The 16,133-nt window shown below is 55.2% G+C and carries 15 protein-coding genes; 7 read left to right on the forward strand and 8 right to left on the reverse strand.

The features are described 5' to 3' along the window. Window positions 1-12 precede the first annotated feature (12 nt). A complete protein-coding gene (cobS, locus tag WA429_RS08385) occupies window positions 13-1,020 on the reverse strand; it encodes a cobaltochelatase subunit CobS (RefSeq protein ID WP_068519759.1) in 1,008 nt (335 codons plus the stop codon). A gap of 211 nt (window positions 1,021-1,231) precedes the next feature. Beyond that, entirely contained in the window at window positions 1,232-1,876 is a 645-nt protein-coding gene (locus WA429_RS08390; RefSeq protein ID WP_068519760.1) for a J domain-containing protein, read from the reverse strand. A gap of 159 nt (window positions 1,877-2,035) precedes the next feature. Between WA429_RS08390 and WA429_RS08395 the strand changes: the two genes are divergently transcribed. The 3 genes from WA429_RS08395 (at window position 2,036) to WA429_RS08405 (ending at window position 4,317) form a co-directional block, all read left to right on the forward strand. Further along, on the forward strand, window positions 2,036-2,332 hold the full coding sequence (locus WA429_RS08395; protein WP_287465382.1) for a BolA family protein: 297 nt from the start codon (window positions 2,036-2,038) through the stop codon (window positions 2,330-2,332). A 141-nt stretch (window positions 2,333-2,473) separates the two neighbouring features. Beyond that, a complete protein-coding gene (locus tag WA429_RS08400) occupies window positions 2,474-3,727 on the forward strand; it encodes a PQQ-dependent sugar dehydrogenase (protein WP_068519762.1) in 1,254 nt (417 codons plus the stop codon). Further along, the gene (locus tag WA429_RS08405; protein WP_287465380.1) at window positions 3,727-4,317 is read left to right on the forward strand and encodes a c-type cytochrome; all 591 of its coding nucleotides are present in this window, start codon (window positions 3,727-3,729) and stop codon (window positions 4,315-4,317) included. Before WA429_RS08400 ends, WA429_RS08405 begins: the two co-directional genes overlap by 1 nt. 25 nt (window positions 4,318-4,342) lie before the next feature. Here WA429_RS08405 and WA429_RS08410 read toward each other — a convergent pair whose 3' ends face one another. The 6 genes from WA429_RS08410 to WA429_RS08435 form a co-directional block, all read right to left on the reverse strand. After that, on the reverse strand, window positions 4,343-5,722 hold the full coding sequence (locus WA429_RS08410; protein WP_287465378.1) for a hypothetical protein: 1,380 nt from the start codon (window positions 5,720-5,722) through the stop codon (window positions 4,343-4,345). A gap of 122 nt (window positions 5,723-5,844) precedes the next feature. Beyond that, complete coding sequence (locus tag WA429_RS08415; RefSeq protein ID WP_287465377.1) at window positions 5,845-6,432, reverse strand: DUF2889 domain-containing protein; 588 nt, start codon at window positions 6,430-6,432, stop codon at window positions 5,845-5,847. A gap of 174 nt (window positions 6,433-6,606) precedes the next feature. Further along, window positions 6,607-7,056 (reverse strand): CBS domain-containing protein, encoded by a 450-nt coding sequence (locus WA429_RS08420; protein ID WP_068519766.1) that lies wholly within the window; start codon window positions 7,054-7,056, stop codon window positions 6,607-6,609. Window positions 7,057-7,287: 231 nt separating this feature from the next. Beyond that, window positions 7,288-8,562, reverse strand: a complete 1,275-nt coding sequence (locus WA429_RS08425) for an HlyC/CorC family transporter (protein WP_068519767.1) — start codon at window positions 8,560-8,562, stop codon at window positions 7,288-7,290. 163 nt (window positions 8,563-8,725) lie between these two features. Continuing rightward, window positions 8,726-9,841, reverse strand: coding sequence for a 3-dehydroquinate synthase (gene aroB / locus WA429_RS08430; protein WP_287465376.1), 1,116 nt, complete (start codon window positions 9,839-9,841; stop codon window positions 8,726-8,728). 2 nt (window positions 9,842-9,843) lie between these two features. Then, window positions 9,844-10,455, reverse strand: a complete 612-nt coding sequence (locus WA429_RS08435) for a shikimate kinase (RefSeq protein ID WP_068519769.1) — start codon at window positions 10,453-10,455, stop codon at window positions 9,844-9,846. Window positions 10,456-10,886: 431 nt separating this feature from the next. On the opposite strand from WA429_RS08435, the gene WA429_RS08440 reads away from it, so the two are divergent. The 4 genes from WA429_RS08440 to WA429_RS08455 all read left to right on the forward strand — a co-directional run bounded on the left by WA429_RS08440 (window position 10,887) and on the right by WA429_RS08455 (window position 16,098). Next, entirely contained in the window at window positions 10,887-11,024 is a 138-nt protein-coding gene (locus WA429_RS08440) for a hypothetical protein (protein WP_170310220.1), read from the forward strand. Window position 11,025: 1 nt separating this feature from the next. Then, complete coding sequence (locus WA429_RS08445) at window positions 11,026-13,083, forward strand: antifreeze glycopeptide (protein ID WP_287465374.1); 2,058 nt, start codon at window positions 11,026-11,028, stop codon at window positions 13,081-13,083. Between the two features lie 12 nt (window positions 13,084-13,095). After that, window positions 13,096-14,046 carry a site-specific tyrosine recombinase XerD gene (locus WA429_RS08450; protein ID WP_287465372.1) on the forward strand — a complete coding sequence of 317 codons (951 nt, stop codon included), beginning with the start codon at window positions 13,096-13,098 and terminating at the stop codon, window positions 14,044-14,046. 213 nt (window positions 14,047-14,259) lie between these two features. After that, complete coding sequence (locus WA429_RS08455) at window positions 14,260-16,098, forward strand: GGDEF domain-containing protein (RefSeq protein WP_287465370.1); 1,839 nt, start codon at window positions 14,260-14,262, stop codon at window positions 16,096-16,098. Window positions 16,099-16,133: the final 35 nt, after the last annotated feature.

A 16,133-nucleotide genomic window follows, 5' to 3' on the forward strand; every position in this document is an offset into this window, starting at 1 on the left:
TAAGGACACGCCTTAGCGCACCATCACATTGATGGCTTCTTCAGGCAGCTCTTCGCCAAAGCAACGCTGATAATATTCCGCCAGGATCGGGCGTTCGACCTCGTCGCAACGATTAAGGAACGTCACCCGGAACGCATAGGAAATATCACCGAAAATCTTGGCGTTTTCGGCCAGCGTAATCACCGTACGCGGGCTCATGACGGTCGAAATATCGCCAGACACAAATCCCTGACGGGTCAGGTTGGCAAGAGCCACCATTGCTTCGATCTTCTGGCGGCCTTCGGCAGTGTCAAACGCCGGAACCTTGGCGGCAACGATGTTGGTTTCATCGGCAACCGACAGATAGTTCAGTGTGGCGACAATCGACCAACGGTCCATCTGGGCCTGGTTGATTTGCTGGGTGCCGTGATACAGGCCGGTGGTATCGCCAAGACCAACCGTGTTTGACGTTGCAAACAGGCGGAAATGCGAATGCGGATGGATGACCTTGTTCTGATCAAGAAGGGTCAGCTTGCCATCGACTTCCAGAACACGCTGGATCACGAACATGACGTCCGGGCGACCGGCATCATATTCATCAAACACCATCGCGACCGGGCGTTTGAGCGCCCAGGGCAGAATGCCTTCGCGGAATTCGGTGATCTGTTTACCATCCCGAAGAACGATTGCGTCCTTGCCGATCAGGTCGATACGGCTGATGTGACTGTCAAGGTTGACGCGCACACACGGCCAGTTCAGACGCGATGCCACCTGTTCGATATGGGTCGATTTGCCCGTACCGTGATACCCCTGGATCATCACACGGCGGTTGTGGGCAAAGCCCGCAAGAATGGCCAGCGTGGTGTCGCGGTCAAAACGATAGGTCGGATCAGCGACCGGCACATGTTCGCTGCCCTGGCTGAATGCCGGGACTTCCATATCAACATCAATCCCGAACGTTTCGCGCACGGAAATGGTGGTATCTGGGGCATCAAGCGGATGTTCTGCCGCCGCACCCGTCGCTTCGTAACCTTGGCTCATAAGTACTCGCGCATTTCTCGGACCGACGCTGGTGACGCGGTCGTTTCGTTAAACTTGCTCATTAATAGCGGTTTAGGCGCATCACTCAAAGGGAAGATGCGCAAAAAATCTCTATTACCGCAAAAGGTTTGCTCGATAAGACATCCCCGATACGCAAACCGCAACCAGATTGACCAGATTTTTTGGAAATATTGCAGCGGAACCGGCCCGCTTACAGGGTCACGCGGGCCTCAAGATCGCGGATATAGCTCATAAGCGAACTATAGGCCGCGCTGATCTTTTTAAAGCGTTCCTCGGCAACCTTGTCACCGCCATTGGCGTCGGGATGGTATTTTTTGGATAGTGCCTTGTATTTGGCCTTGAGCTCGTCCCGGGTGAACGGCCAGCCAAGATCAAGGGTCGCCATCGCCTGTTGCTGTTCGCTGGGCATGCCAAGGGCACCGGCACGGCGCTGGGCATCTTCGCTTTTGCGGCGCTGTTCGGCGCGGGCATCGCCGCCCGGACCATGATGGGTCTGCTCACCGTCTTCGTTAAAGAAGCCGAACCCGTCCTTGAATTTGAAATTGAACGGCTTTTTGGAACCGCGAATATGTCCGAACTTCCAGGTCGGGCGCTGCCAGTGGGTATCGCGACGCACGTCGTTTTCGATATCCTCGGCTTTCATGCCTTCATAATAGTTCCAGGATTTGTTGTATTCGCGCACGTGATCAAGGCAGAACTTGTAATAGTCACGCAGCTTGCGATCCTTGGGCGCGCGGAATTCACCATGGCCGTCACAGCCCGGCCAATCACAATCGGGCAGGATCGGTTCATTGTGATACAGCGTCTTGCGCTTGTTGCGGTGTCCTCGGTTCATCTGGGTCTATATGTTCTGAAAATCGATGCACGCAATATCATACGGATCGATTAAATGCGATAAAAGGCTTGAAAAACTGCCATTGCGTGCCAGAACCTGTCACACAGTTCAAATTTTGCACCCGATTGCAAACATCCGCAGAAAACAGAGGCCCTTATCATGCAGGTAGCCAATCAGATCCGTGACATTCTGACCGAACATTTCAGCCCGGTCGAGTTACAGATCATCGACGACTCCTCCAAACATGCCGGTCATTCCGGTGCCGATCCGCGCGGCGAGTCCCATTTTTCGGTCCTGGTGGTATCTGAAAAATTCGAAGGCCAGAACCGTGTCAATCGTCAACGCCTGGTTTATGGCGCGCTTGACACCCTGCTTAAGGAACGCGTGCATGCGCTGGCCCTGAAAACCATGACGCCCGATGAATACAAGGCGGCGCCTGCCAATAGAACCAATTAAATACAATTCCGTATCGTGAAATCAACCTAGACGTTCACCCCGATTAGGCGCAATGCTTGTGACACAAGCCGGTCCGCAAGCATTGCCGGACCGGCACGGATGCCCGCCAATGGCATCTGTTTCAATCGGGAGGACTACGTAATGACTAAACGCCTGCTGATGGCGAGTATTGCGCTTGCCATTTCCGGATCTGCATATGCCCAGGCACCTGCACCGGACAATCTCGAAAAACTTTCAAACTTCCAATCCACCGGTACCACCGAATTCACCGTCATCGAACAGGGCGGCGATTACGCAGAAGGCATCAAAAGGACGCTTGAACGCATCAAGTTGCCAGCCGGTTTCAAAATCGGCCTTTATGCCATCGTACCAGATGCGCGCCATATTGCCGTTGGCCCGCAAGGTGTCGTGACATTCGTCGGCACACGCAAGGACAAGGTCTGGTCCGTCACTGACCGCAACAAGGACAGGGTCGCCGACGAGGTCAAGGACTTTGCCCCGTCGCTTCGTTTCAGCATTCCAAACGGTCCGTGCTTCTCGCCCGACGGGATGCTTTATATCGCCGAACAGAACCGCGTGCTGACCTTCCCGGCGGCCGAGTTCTTTTATGAAAGCCCGGATGTCGCGGCCTTTAATGTTGTCAAACAGGGCGACCTGATCCCGCCATCCGAGGAAAGCTATAACCACACGGCACGCGTCTGCAAGATCGGCCCGGATGGCAAACTTTATATCTCGTTGGGGCAGCCCTTCAACGTGGCGCCCGCCGACAAGCTTGATCTGTATCGCGAAGTCGGGATTGGCGGCATCATCCGCATCAATACCGATGGATCAGGGCGCGAAGTTTATACCTATGGGGTGCGGAACTCTGTCGGTCATGACTTCCACCCGGAAACCGGTGAACTGTGGTGGACCGATAACCAGGTTGACGGCATGGGTGATGATATCCCGCCCGGTGAAATCAACCGTCAGACGGCCGCTGGCCAGCATTTCGGTCATCCGTGGTATGGCGGTGGCGATGTTCGCACCAATGAATATGCCGGTCAGGAAGTCCCCTATGACGTGGTGATGCCCGCGGTTGAAACCGTGGCCCATGCCGCCGATCTTGGCATGACGTTCTATACGGGCAAGATGTTCCCGGCCAAATACAAGAATGCGATTTTCTCGGCCCAGCACGGGTCCTGGAACCGCACAACACCGGTCGGTGCACGCGTGATGGTGACCTTCATTGATGCCGAAGGAAACGCCAGCACCGAACCATTCGCCGAAGGCTGGATCGACGAGAATGAAGAATATCTTGGTCGTCCGGTTGATGTTGCCCAGTTGCGTGACGGATCGATCATTGTTTCCGATGATCTGGCCGGTGCGCTGTATCGCATCTGGTATGAGGGCAATTGATGCGTATTGTGATGATCGCAATTCTCGGCGGGCTTTTGCCCGCCGGGACCTTGATGGCCCAGGACGCATCCACAGACCTTCAGGACGGGCGCAAGGTTGCGGGCATGTGCCGCACCTGTCACGGACTGGATGGCAAGGCCCGTATTCCGATTGCCCCGCATATTGGCGGCGAACCGGTCGATTATCTGATCAGTCAGCTTCAGGCATTCAAAACCGGCAGCCGCGAACATGAAATGATGACGGTGGTCGCACGCGGATTATCCGATGATCAGATCGGCAAGGTCGCCCTGTGGTTCAATCATTTCACGATCAATGCCACCCTGCCCGCTGGCACGTCCGAAGACGACGCGCCGGAACTGTGTGTCGGGTGTCATGGTGTAAACGGTATTTCCGAGCTTGATGATGCGCCCAATCTGGCCGGGGAAACCAACATCTATATCGAAACGCAGCTTAAGGCATTCCGGACCGGCAAACGGACGCATGATGTTATGACCCCGATTGCCCGGGATCTTGCCGAAACCGAAATGCAGGAAGCCGCCGACTGGTATAGCAAGATCACCATCGACATCACCGACCCGGTGCCAAAGTAAGGCCCCAATACCCCGGTAAATGGGATCAGCTTTCGGGACGCAAGGCCGCCGAAACATCCAATCCAACGGTCAGCACCGCCAGTGTCTGACCGTTTTCCGGATCCAGAACAGGCACGGTGATCTGTGACAGGAAAGTACGGGTCGATGCATCAAAGCGGATATCATCAATCAGGGCATGTTCGCGATTGATGCTTTGCGCCATTTGATATTGCGGTTCATCGGACTGATCGTAGTCCGACGTCAACCGGTTCATGCCAATCGTCTGGCCATAGATATCAAAAACAAAGGCCTCGGCGACCTGTTCCCCGCTTGCCAGCTGAAAGGCGCGCAGGAATTCCGACAAACTGTTGCCCAATATTTCGCGCGCCCTGTTACTCGGCTGACCAAGCCTTCCCATGGTTGACCATTCTTCGTCAATCAGACGGCGCTGATCAGCGGGCAAACGCCCGGGACCAAGCGCCCCGCGCACATTGCGGATCAGATCCGGGGATTTTGCCAATTGTCGAACCATCGGCAACTGAACCCGTTCAATCGCATCGCGTTCCCAGGGTTCAAGATGCATCGGACTGGTTTCGCAAAATTCCAGCACCGTATTCAGACGGTTCACAAGGTCGGGGAATTCCGCCACATACCGTTTCGAGAAATAGACAACCAGCGGCGCATAACGTTCAAACTGAACCTGAAACTGTTCTGCACCGATGCCAAGTTCATTGCGCGCAATTTCAAAACTGTGTTTATCGACAAGCGCGTAATCAACCCGTCCGGCCGCGACCTGTCCGACCAGGGATGCAATCGATGGCACACGGACAAGGTCGCCATATCCCTGCTCGGCCAGCCATTCGGCTTCGTTTGATCCAAGAATGGCACCAATTGTTTCAAACCCGCCGGGTTTGGGCACATTGGCACTGACCGGTTCGGCCGTGCGGCGCGATGGCGATACCCACACCCACTTTTCCAATGCCAGCGGGTTTGACGCCACCGCATATTCATCCATGAATTCACTGATACGCGCCAAAAAGAAGCCATCGGCCTGCCCGTTGCGTACCATTTCCCGATTGCGCTGGCGCGGCGCGACGGCCAGACCATAACCGACACCGATATGGTCAAAGGCGCAATCAAGCACCGAAACGGAATAACCGCCAAGCGTGCCGTTACGAAGTTCCTGATACGGGGGATGAAGGTTGGTTTGCAGGATCAGGAAATTGTCCTGACTGTCATTGTCAGGTTGGGCGACCTCGACCGGGGGTGACACGATATCGTTGGCCAAAACCGCCGGGGCAGCAACACCAAGAGCCGCCATCGCGACCAGACCAGCGCGCAGCGTGTGGCGGGCCGCATCGCGCAGCAGACCGTTTCTTCCCTTATTATTGTTTTTGGTTATTCCAGCACGCCGTAGGATTGTCATGAGTAACCCGCAAAAACACGTGACGGATCGATTTTGTTGATATTGGGCCCATCGACGGAACTTGCAAGATCGGGCCATTTTCCGGGACGAGGTCGATGCTTGTTGCCACCAGTTCCCGGTTGTTATTTATCGCCCGTATAGAATTCCGGGGCGATGCGTTTGACCGCAGCACCGTCACTTCGCCATCCATGACAGGTATTGATCAACGGCATCCGGCGGGCCGGTTTTGATGCGACGTCATCTGACGGGTCGTCTTGTTTTTTGGCTTCAAGTGACTCCCGGGCCAGGATCGGAAACACGGTCTGAAAGGCGGTGGTTGCCACCGGCCCCATCAATTCATTGAGATGGGTACAGCCATGCACGCCGCCGACCCGGTCGCGGATCTGTTTGCGCAACCCCGGACCAAGTTTCAAGCCAACCAGATTTTCGTAATTCGGGGTGATTGCGTCGCAGCCATGGAACGGCGCGTAATCGGTGACGGCTTCGACAGCACGGATCACCAGATCATCACCAATTGTCACGCGGATCCACATGCCATGTACCGGTTCGCCGGGCGGAATTTCGCCGCGATCATCATTGGTAAAGGCATAGGTTTTGATATCGGTAATGTGACCTTCGATATCCCACAGGCCGTCCTTGCGGCGAAACCCCTGACAGGTGACGGTGCGGGTATGAATATGGTCTCGATCTGCGGGGCGGGACAATGGCATGGGAACTCTCTCCTTTACGTAAACGTAAAGACATTCCCCTATGCGCTGTCAAGCAACAAAGCGTGTCGCAGTGCGACATCCGCGCGGTTTCGGGGCAATGCGCACCCCGAAATCCGCCATGCCGGATCGGCGAATTACGGTGCGATCCGATGCAACTGTGATGGGAAACAATTGTCAGGCGACGCCGTAATCGGACCCGAAAATGAACTTTTCGCGTTCACGAACATCTTCTTCGAGCTGGGCCTTCACCACGTTAAACAGATCGCGGATCGACACCATGCCAATGACCTTGTCCCCGTCAACAACGGGCAAGTGACGATATCGCCGCGCACTCATCAGATCGAGTGCGTTCATCGCCGTATCGTTGGGACCAAGGGTATCGGGATCGGCTGTCATGACCTTGGAAAGTGGCACATTGGCCGCATCAAGCCCCTTGCCTACCACACGGTTCACCAGATCGCGTTCTGTGAAAATTCCGGCAAGTTTGGCCTGATTATCAACAATGATCACGGCCCCGATCTTGCGTTCGGTCATAAGGTTCACGGCATCCATCACGGAATCGGCGGGATTGAGTGTCGCGAGCGATTGCTCCTTGACCACACCTGGAACGATTTTCGTATCCATTCATCTCTCTCTGCAGATTGCTGTTGCCACATGCCCAAACCCGATCGGATCATCTGGTTCTGCATCGCAAGTCATTGCAATGCAACGGGGCCCTCATTTGCAAGTGGCCCTGCAATCCTTTGGGTCAAGACCTTGAACCAAGATTTTAACCCATAAGTGGAGAAACTTAAAACATTTTGCGCGACAAAGGATCAAACGGCATCACCGGTTGGCGATGCCGTTTTGGCGGTTTTATTCCTGATCCTCGGCGGCCAGATCGGTGACTTCGTTCATGCGAACGCGGGTGATCTGGTTGCGGATACGGCGCAGAACTTCGAATTCGAACCCGTGGAACCGGAACTGCTGACCGACATCGGGAATGCGCCGGGTTTCATACAGCAAAAGACCGGCAACCGTTGCGGCTTCTTCGTCTGGCAAACGCCAGCCAAACCGTCGGTTCAGGTCGCGGATCGTCACATCACCACGCACAATCACCGACCCGTCTGCCTGCGGCAGGACACCGACAACCTCGACATCGGTTTCATCGGCAATGTCGCCGACGATTTCTTCAAGAATATCTTCAAGCGACACAACCCCTTCGAACGCACCGTATTCGTCTACGACGATGGCAAAATGTTCGTGCCGTTCCTTGAAGGCCTTGAGCTGGTCGGCAAGGGTTGTTGAATCCGGAATGAACCATGGTTCGGCACTTAATGCGCGCACATCTGATGCATTGGCGGGCTTTGCACCGCGAACAATCGCCTTAAGAACCTCGCGGGCATGAAGAACACCGACGATATTGTCCGGGTCTTCTTCATAGATCGGAATACGGGTGTGCGGACTTGCCAGAACCGTATCCAGAATTTCTTCCATCGGGCGGGTGATATCGATCATCTGCACCTTGCGACGATGAACCATGATTTCCCAGACACCGACATCTTCCAGATCAAGCACGCCATGCAACATGGTGCGTTCGGCATGGTGGTTTCCGACCACGACGTCATCGGCATGCAGTTCGATCGCGCCACGCAATTCGCGTTCGCTGTCCAGCCCCGGACCTTCGCCACTACCAAACAGGCGCAAGGTTGCCTGTACGATCACCTGAATGCTTTGGGTGACCGGGGCAAAGATCACGACAAGGATGCTCATCGGGCGCGCAACCCGCAAGGCCATGGTATCGGCATGTTGCAGGGCATAGGTCTTTGGCAGGATTTCCGAAAAGATCAGAACAAGGGCGGTCATCACGGCGGTCGCATAAACAACGCCGTTTTCCCCGAACAGTTCGATCATCACCGACGTCGCCAGCGCCGAGGCCAGAATATTGACCATATTGTTGCCCAGCAGGATCGCCCCGATCAGACGTTCCTGATACTGGCGCAGTCTGTTAACGATCCCTGCACGCTGATCACCATCCTGTTCCTTGTGATGCATCACAGGACGTGACGCAGCCGTCAGCGCGGTTTCCGAGCCAGAAAAGAATGCCGATAACATCAGCAGGAAAAAAATCACGATAATCGTGATTGTCATTCAGGGTCGTCTCCAAAGGGTGATCTCAGCCGGACTACTTTGTCCTGTGTTCACCTATAAGGTCAATTGTCGTTAAACAAGTTAACGACATCACAAATTGCAAAAAAGCAATCCCGACGTCCTTTCGCCCGAAAAAGGCGACAAGCCGTCGGGATCGTTATTGTTAGCGGCGGCAGGAACGGGTAATCGCGGCACGCATTTTCTCGACATCCATTGCCTTGGATGTGAATGCCTTGCCGATACCGCGGGTCATGACAAAGGTGATTTCACCATCGCGGACCTTTTTGTCGCGCGACATGTGACTGATCACCTTGTCGATATCCCAATGCATGCCGGTAACTTCGGACGCCGCAACCGGAAGCCCGACCGATTTCAAATGGGAAACGATCCGGTCCTTTTCACCGGCCGGGGCCAAGCCCATTGCACCGCACACGTCATGGGCGATCACCATGCCCATGGCAACGGCTTCGCCATGCAGAAGCTTTTCGCCATAGCCGGTTTCGGCTTCGAAGGCATGACCGAATGTGTGGCCAAGGTTCAAAAGCGCGCGCTTGCCGCCTTCGCGTTCGTCTTCGGAAACGATCCGTGCTTTTGCCGCGCAGCTTTTAATTACGGCCTGACGGCGTTCAGGGCCGTCCGTCGACAAAACCGCCTGACCGTTTTCTTCAAGCCAGGTGAAAAATTCCGGATCATCAATCAGGCCGTATTTGACCACCTCGGCATAGCCCGAACGAAGTTCGCGTGCCGGAAGGCTGTCAAGCACCGCTGTATCAGCCAGAACCAGACGCGGCTGATGAAACGCCCCAACAAGGTTCTTGCCCGATTTGGAATTGATCCCGGTTTTGCCGCCAACCGAACTGTCGACCTGGGACAGAAGGGTCGTCGGGATCTGGACGAAATCAAGCCCGCGCAACAGTGATGCGGCAACATAACCGGCAAGATCACCGACAACACCGCCACCAAGGGCGATAATCAGGGTCGATCGTTCAATCCCCATTGCCAGGATCTGTTCGACGACATCTTCGAACACAGCAAAGCTTTTGGATTTTTCACCCGACGGCACGATGACTTCGCGATGCGCAATCCCTGCCCCGTCAAGCGATGTCAGAACCGTTGCCAGATGATGTTTGGCCACCACAGCATCACTGATCACGACGACACCGGCCTTTTTGACGAACGGTGCGATATATTTGGCGGTATCGGCCAAAAGGTTGCTGCCAACAAGGATGTCATAGCTGCGCGCGCCAAGTTCGACGCGAAGGGTGTCGTGATTGCTCACTCTCAGGTTCCTGTCTTGATAAGTTGACCGTCATCGTCAAAGGATTTCGCCAACAGTTCGAGAACGGCGTCCCGGGTGGCTTCCTTTGAAGATTCATCACAGTCAAAAACAATGTCTGCCCCGGCATAGACCGGATAACGCGTTTCGATCAGGTTCGCCAGAATCTCGCGCGGGTCGCCGCTATTGAGCAACGGACGGTGGGTCCGGCCACTTGTTCGATGCAGCAGCAATTCAAGATCGGCACGCAGCCAGACAGATATGGATTTTTCAAGAATAAGGTCGCGGGTGCGTTCGCGAATAAACGCGCCGCCACCGGTTGCCAACACAATCGGTTCGCCATCAAGCAAACGGGCTATTACACGTTCCTCACCATCGCGAAATGCCTCTTCGCCATACAGCTTGAAGATATCGGCAATCGAGCAGCCGGCGGCTTCTTCGATTTCGCGGTCGGCATCGACAAAATCCAGTTTCAGTTCCTTGGCAACCATCCGGCCGATGCAGCTTTTTCCAGCCCCCATAAGCCCGATGAAAACCAGTGTCCGGCCCTTAAGGCCGTTACGGATTTTGGCGATCACGTCTTCGTGCAAACCCGACTCGGCAATGTTGCTGTCCATGTTCGGTTTGCAGTCCTGTAGTTCAATCGGTTGATATACAAATTACCCAATTCTTTAGGGCAGCTGAACCCCGAACGCAAGCAAACCGCACATGATCGACGACAAAAAACATCCGTCGATTTTGCGTTCTTCGTCATATCGAAGATGTTGACTGCGCATTTTGGCTAATGATGTTGCGGGGCGTTTATTAACCCTCTGTGAGGAACAGCGCCCTATACTGCCTTGAAGTTGCCGGATTGAAATGCCATCCACGCGGTTTGATAACGCCACGGCGCGAAGAAAACCGGTGGGAAAATATCTTTGATGCAGGCTGGTCAGGCGGTCATGAGAACAAATGATCGGCCCTTACTTTCCGTTTCTTGCATCTTTGATTTTCGTGGCCATACTGGTAGCTGCGTCATTTGCTTAAACGCTTCGAAGTCTGGATTAAAATGAGAATCTTATCGCGCATCATCCTGTTGCTGGTCATCGCTGTGATTGTTGGCGGTGCGACGTTCCTTGTTACCTGGGACATTCCGGCACCGACCACCCAAATCGAAGAAACCATCCCGAATTCGAGGTTCAATTAAGATGACGTTGCGTTCCCGCCTGCTGATACAGACCTGTTTACTGGCCATGATGACGGGAACGGGTGTTATCGCCTCTTCTGCGCATGCCCAGACATCGGCCCCTGTGCCGCTGTTTCTCAAACAGGAAGCAGAACGGGACGCAGAACAACGATCTTCTGATCCGGTATCCTCCCCGGACAGTGGCACGGTATCCCAGGGCGGTTTTGGTGCCCCGGCAACCGGGACGCAACCATCGCCCTTCCCGTCCGATCCGAACGCGGTTCAGTCACTGTCACTTGGTGCTGTTGATGCCGAGGCGGTCGGGACCCTTGACCGTTCGCGCGGCGGACTGGGCATTGACATGTGGAACGGGGCGACCCGCAAATCCGCGGCCAAGCTGATTTCCGACTTGCCTGCCACACCGGCAACCCATGCTGCACGCGACCTTCAGGTCCGCCTATTGCTGTCTGCGGCGGCCCTGCCACAAGATTCCAGGGATATCAGCCTGCTTGATGCCCGCGTCGCCAAGCTGATCAATATGGGCGCACTTGACGAGGCGATTGAACTTGTTCGCGCCACTCCACAAGGGGCGCGCGGTGAATTGCTTGCCGAGGCCGAGGTCAATGCCCTGATGATCGGGGCACGTCTTGATGAAGCCTGCGCTGCGATTGAAAGTTATAGCGCAAGCTATGACCAGATGTTCTGGCTCAAGGCGGCGGCGATGTGCGCATTTTATGCCAATGATCCGACCGCTGCTGCGTTTTCGGTCGATCTTGTTCGTGAAATGGACGGGGAAAAGGATGCCACCTTCTTTGGGCTGGTTGCGGCCATTCGAAGCGGCACGGCGGTCAAACCCGACCTTCTTGAAGAATTGCGCCCGATCGATCTGGCCCTTCTGGCAATTGCCAAACAGGCCATCCCGGCCAGCCAGCTTGAATCAGGTAATCCGACGGCCATCATCGGCATTGCCAATGCCGATGCCACCCCGACCGATGTTCGCCTTGAAGCCGCGCGCAAGGCCGAAAGCCTCGGTTTGATTGATGCAGCCAAACTTGGCGAAATCTATGGTTCGGTCAGTTTCGACGCCGGTGCACTTGAAAATGCCCTTGATGATGCTGCCGAAGGCATCCAGGCGCGCCAATATGCCAAACTTTATCAGGCAGCGGCCCAAAGTGACGTGCCTGCGGCACGCGCCGAAATTCTTGCCGCCCTGTATGACACCGCCCAGATCGAAGGCGATTTCATGCAGGCCGCCCGACTGAGCGCACCATTGCTGGCAGACATTCCGGTCAATGGTGATTTTTCATGGTTTGCGGTCGCCGCACTTAAGGCATCCTTGGCGGCAAACAGCCTGGAACGCGCAGCCAACTGGCTTTCGGTGGCAAAAAATGGTGCCAATCCGGGCAATGACATCGCATCGCGGCTCAGCATGCTTTATCCGGTTCTGGCCATTTCCGGACTTGAAGAAACCGGGGCCATCCCCGCATCGGAACAGGTTTCCCAAACGGAACCCAACGCGCCATTCGGCCTTGACGCCACCGGGTCCAACCCGCAGATGACCACCCAAAGCTTTGGTCTGGGCGGGGCGGTTGCACCTGCAAGCTCGATGGCATCGGCAACCGTGATGCCCAATTCGACGTCCCCCGAAGACATTCAGAAGGCAACCGATCGGGCTGCTGCCCTTGCCCGTCATCGGGCGCGAATGGTCGAATGGCAGGAAATGCAGGCCGCGCGCGGTGATCAGGCCGCGGCAAAACGCTATGCCGAACTGGTTTACACCCTGTTTGAAGGCTTCGGGATCGAAGTTCCCGCCGGGCTTTGGGACAGTCTTCTGAGTGCGCCCTATGCCGAGGACCGCCTGACGATCAGCAGTGCGGTTGCCCATAATCTGGCGGCGTCGGCAAGTGCGCAGCACAAGGCCAAAACCGTCGCCATGGCCATTCAGGCACAGCAAATTGCCAATGCCCCGAATGCCGATCCCAAGGTTTTGGCAGATACGGTTGCCGCCCTTGAAATGGTCGGACTGCATAGTGATGCCCAGCATCTTGCGACTGAACTGTTGCTGTCATTTGATCAGTAATGGAACCCGGCCATGGCCAAGGCACCGACAAGTTCGCTGATATCGGCCTTTCTTGAAATGATGGCAGCAGAGCGTGGCGCCAGTGCGCACACGCTTGATGCCTATCGCCGTGATCTTGAAGATTACGCAGCATCACTGTCGGCGGGAAAATCCGATCCGGTGCGCGCGGGTGATGCGGATGTGCGGCGTTATATGTCGCAACTGGGCGCGGCCGGGCTTGCCCCGCGGACACAGGCACGGCGTCTGTCGGCCGTCCGCCAGTTTCACAAATTCCTGTATTCGGACGGGTATCGCAATGACGACCCGTCATCAAATATCGAAAGCCCGCAACAGGGCCAGACATTGCCCAAATTCCTGTCGATTGACGAAATCGACCGCCTGATTGCCACCGCATCTGATCATCCGGGCATCAAGGGCAAGCGTCTTCTGGCGATGGTGGAACTGATGTATGCGACAGGCATGCGTGTTTCCGAACTGGTCGAACTGCCCTATGCCGCTGCGGCCCGCGATCCACGGATGCTGATTGTCCGGGGCAAGGGCAGCAAGGAACGGCTGGTACCGCTGTCTGATCCGGCACGTGATGCGCTGCGCGATTATCTTGATGTCCGCGATGCCTTCATTCCATCAGACAAATCAACCGGCCATGCCGACCGGCCGGGGCAATCCTCATACTTATTTCCGTCGCGCGGTAAAACCGGGCATCTCACCCGTCAGATGTTTCTGAAAATGATCAAGGATCTGTCGATTGAAGCCGGAATTGCGCCGTCACGTGTATCGCCGCACGTACTGCGCCATTCCTTTGCCAGTCATCTTCTGGCCAACGGGGCGGATTTGCGGTCCCTGCAAAAGATGCTGGGCCATTCCGATATTTCGACAACACAGATTTACACCCATGTTCTCGAGTCCCGACTTCGCGGGCTGGTGCAGGAACATCATCCGCTAGCGCGCATCAATGCGACCTGATCCGGGTCCGGGATCACCTGATTTGTCTAATACCTTTGCATAGGCAAAAGTCGATTATTTGACAAAAAAACGGACGTTTTCTGCGGATGTCACATATTCGTAATCTAACTGTCATCAAGTTGTTGTCGAACCTGAGCTACGAGCATGATCAAATATTAATGTGACTCCTTCAATCCGGGAATTCAGGCCATTTTTGAAGATCGGGGAACTGCATTGGCGTTTGATGCAGAAGATGAATTGATATCGGATCGACCCAAGACCAAACCGGTCATGCTGCGCAACTGGCAGCAGGTCGTTGAAAAAGTCGACTTTGCGTTCCAGCCCATTGTCAGCCCGCATACGGGTCATATTTTCGGATATGAGGCATTGTTGCGCCGCTGGGAGGATGCCGGCTTTCCATCCATTCAGGCCCTGTTTGATACCGCGTGGGATACCGGAAACCTGCACAGTGTCGATATGTTGCTGCGCGCCAAGGCCATTCAGAAATTCGCGCGCATGCCTGACGCAAAACGTCTGAAGCTGTTTTACAATTTCGACAATCGCGTCGTAAAAACCGAAGATTACCAACCCGGTCAGACGGCTGCACTTCTGGCCGATGCCGGTCTTGAACGCGATACGATCTTTCTTGAGATTTCCGAACGCCACGAAATCAGCAATGCCGCCTATCTCAAGGATATTCTGGTGCGCTATCGCAGTCAGGGCTTCAAGATCGCCATTGACGATTACGGCAGCGGCTTTGCCCAGTTGCGCGCGCTCTATGAATGCGAACCGGATATCATCAAGATCGACCGATTCTTTATTGACGGCATTGATCGCGACCGGCGCAAGGAACTGTTTGTCACCCAGATCACGGCCTTTGCCCATATGATTGCAGCCCAGGTCGTTGCCGAAGGCGTTGAAACCCGTGAAGAATTCCTGTGCTGCCGGCGGCTTGGCTGTGATCTGGTGCAGGGCTTCTTTATCGCCCGCCCGTCGACCGATCTTCCCGAACGCACCGATCTGGTTCAGGTCGCAGCCGACATCGCGGCCGATACCCGCCGCCAATCCGATCGCGACGATGATGTTGTGCGATCTTATCTTCTTGATACGCCAGCCATCCCCAGTGACATCAATCCGGTCGATATCCTGACCTATTTTCAGCAGAACCCCGACATCACCCTGGTTCCGGTGGTCAATCAGGATGGCGAACCGATGGGGGTTGTGCGCGATTCCGAATTCAAGGCTTTCATCTATACGCCGTTCGGGCGCGAGTTGCTGCAAAACCCGGCCAATCGCGCCAATATCAAACGGTTTCTGCGCCGCTGTCCGGTTGCTGATATTCGCACCAGCCTGTCAGAACTTCTGGAAACCTTTGTTGCGACCAATGCGCTTGATGGTGTGATCCTGACGGAAAATGGCCGCTATCTCGGTGTGCTGGATCAAAGTGCGCTGTTGCGCGCAGTCAATGAACGCAACACCCTGAATGCGCGCGATGAAAACCCGCTTACCCGTTTGCCCGGCAACAGCGCGATTTACCGCTATGCCGCCCATGCCCTGTCACAACCGCGCAAACGGCGATTTGCCGTCTATTTCGATTTTGACAATTTCAAACCGTTCAATGACCGCTATGGATTCCGCCAAGGGGACCGCGCGATCCTTTTGTTCAAGGATATCCTGGGCAAGGTGCTTAGTCAGAATGACTGGTTTGTCGGCCATATTGGCGGCGATGATTTCTTTGCCTATGTCCAGTCGATCGATTTCGAAGTCGCGGTCGAAGCCGTCCAGCGCGCCCAGGCCATGTTCGATGCCCAGATCAAAAGTTTCTATGACCAGGAAACCCGGGATCGCGGATATCTGATCGGCAAGGGGCGCGACAATAATGTCACCCGGTTCGATCTTATGAGTGTCAGTGCCGCCCTTGTGCGCATTCCCCCGGAACGCACCGACATTACCCTTGATCACATTTCGGTCGAGGCCGCCAAGCTTAAGGCGATTGCAAAAAACAGCGAAAACCGCTTTGCCAGCGGCATTTATGACGCCCCCTGCGCCCCCATTCCGGTCAGCGGGAAATAAGCCGCAATCCCCAACCAGCCACGTTCCCGGTTGGC

The sequence above is a fragment of the Thalassospira sp. CH_XMU1420-2 genome, from assembly GCF_037029325.1.
Taxonomy (GTDB): Bacteria; Pseudomonadota; Alphaproteobacteria; order Rhodospirillales; family Thalassospiraceae; genus Thalassospira; species Thalassospira povalilytica.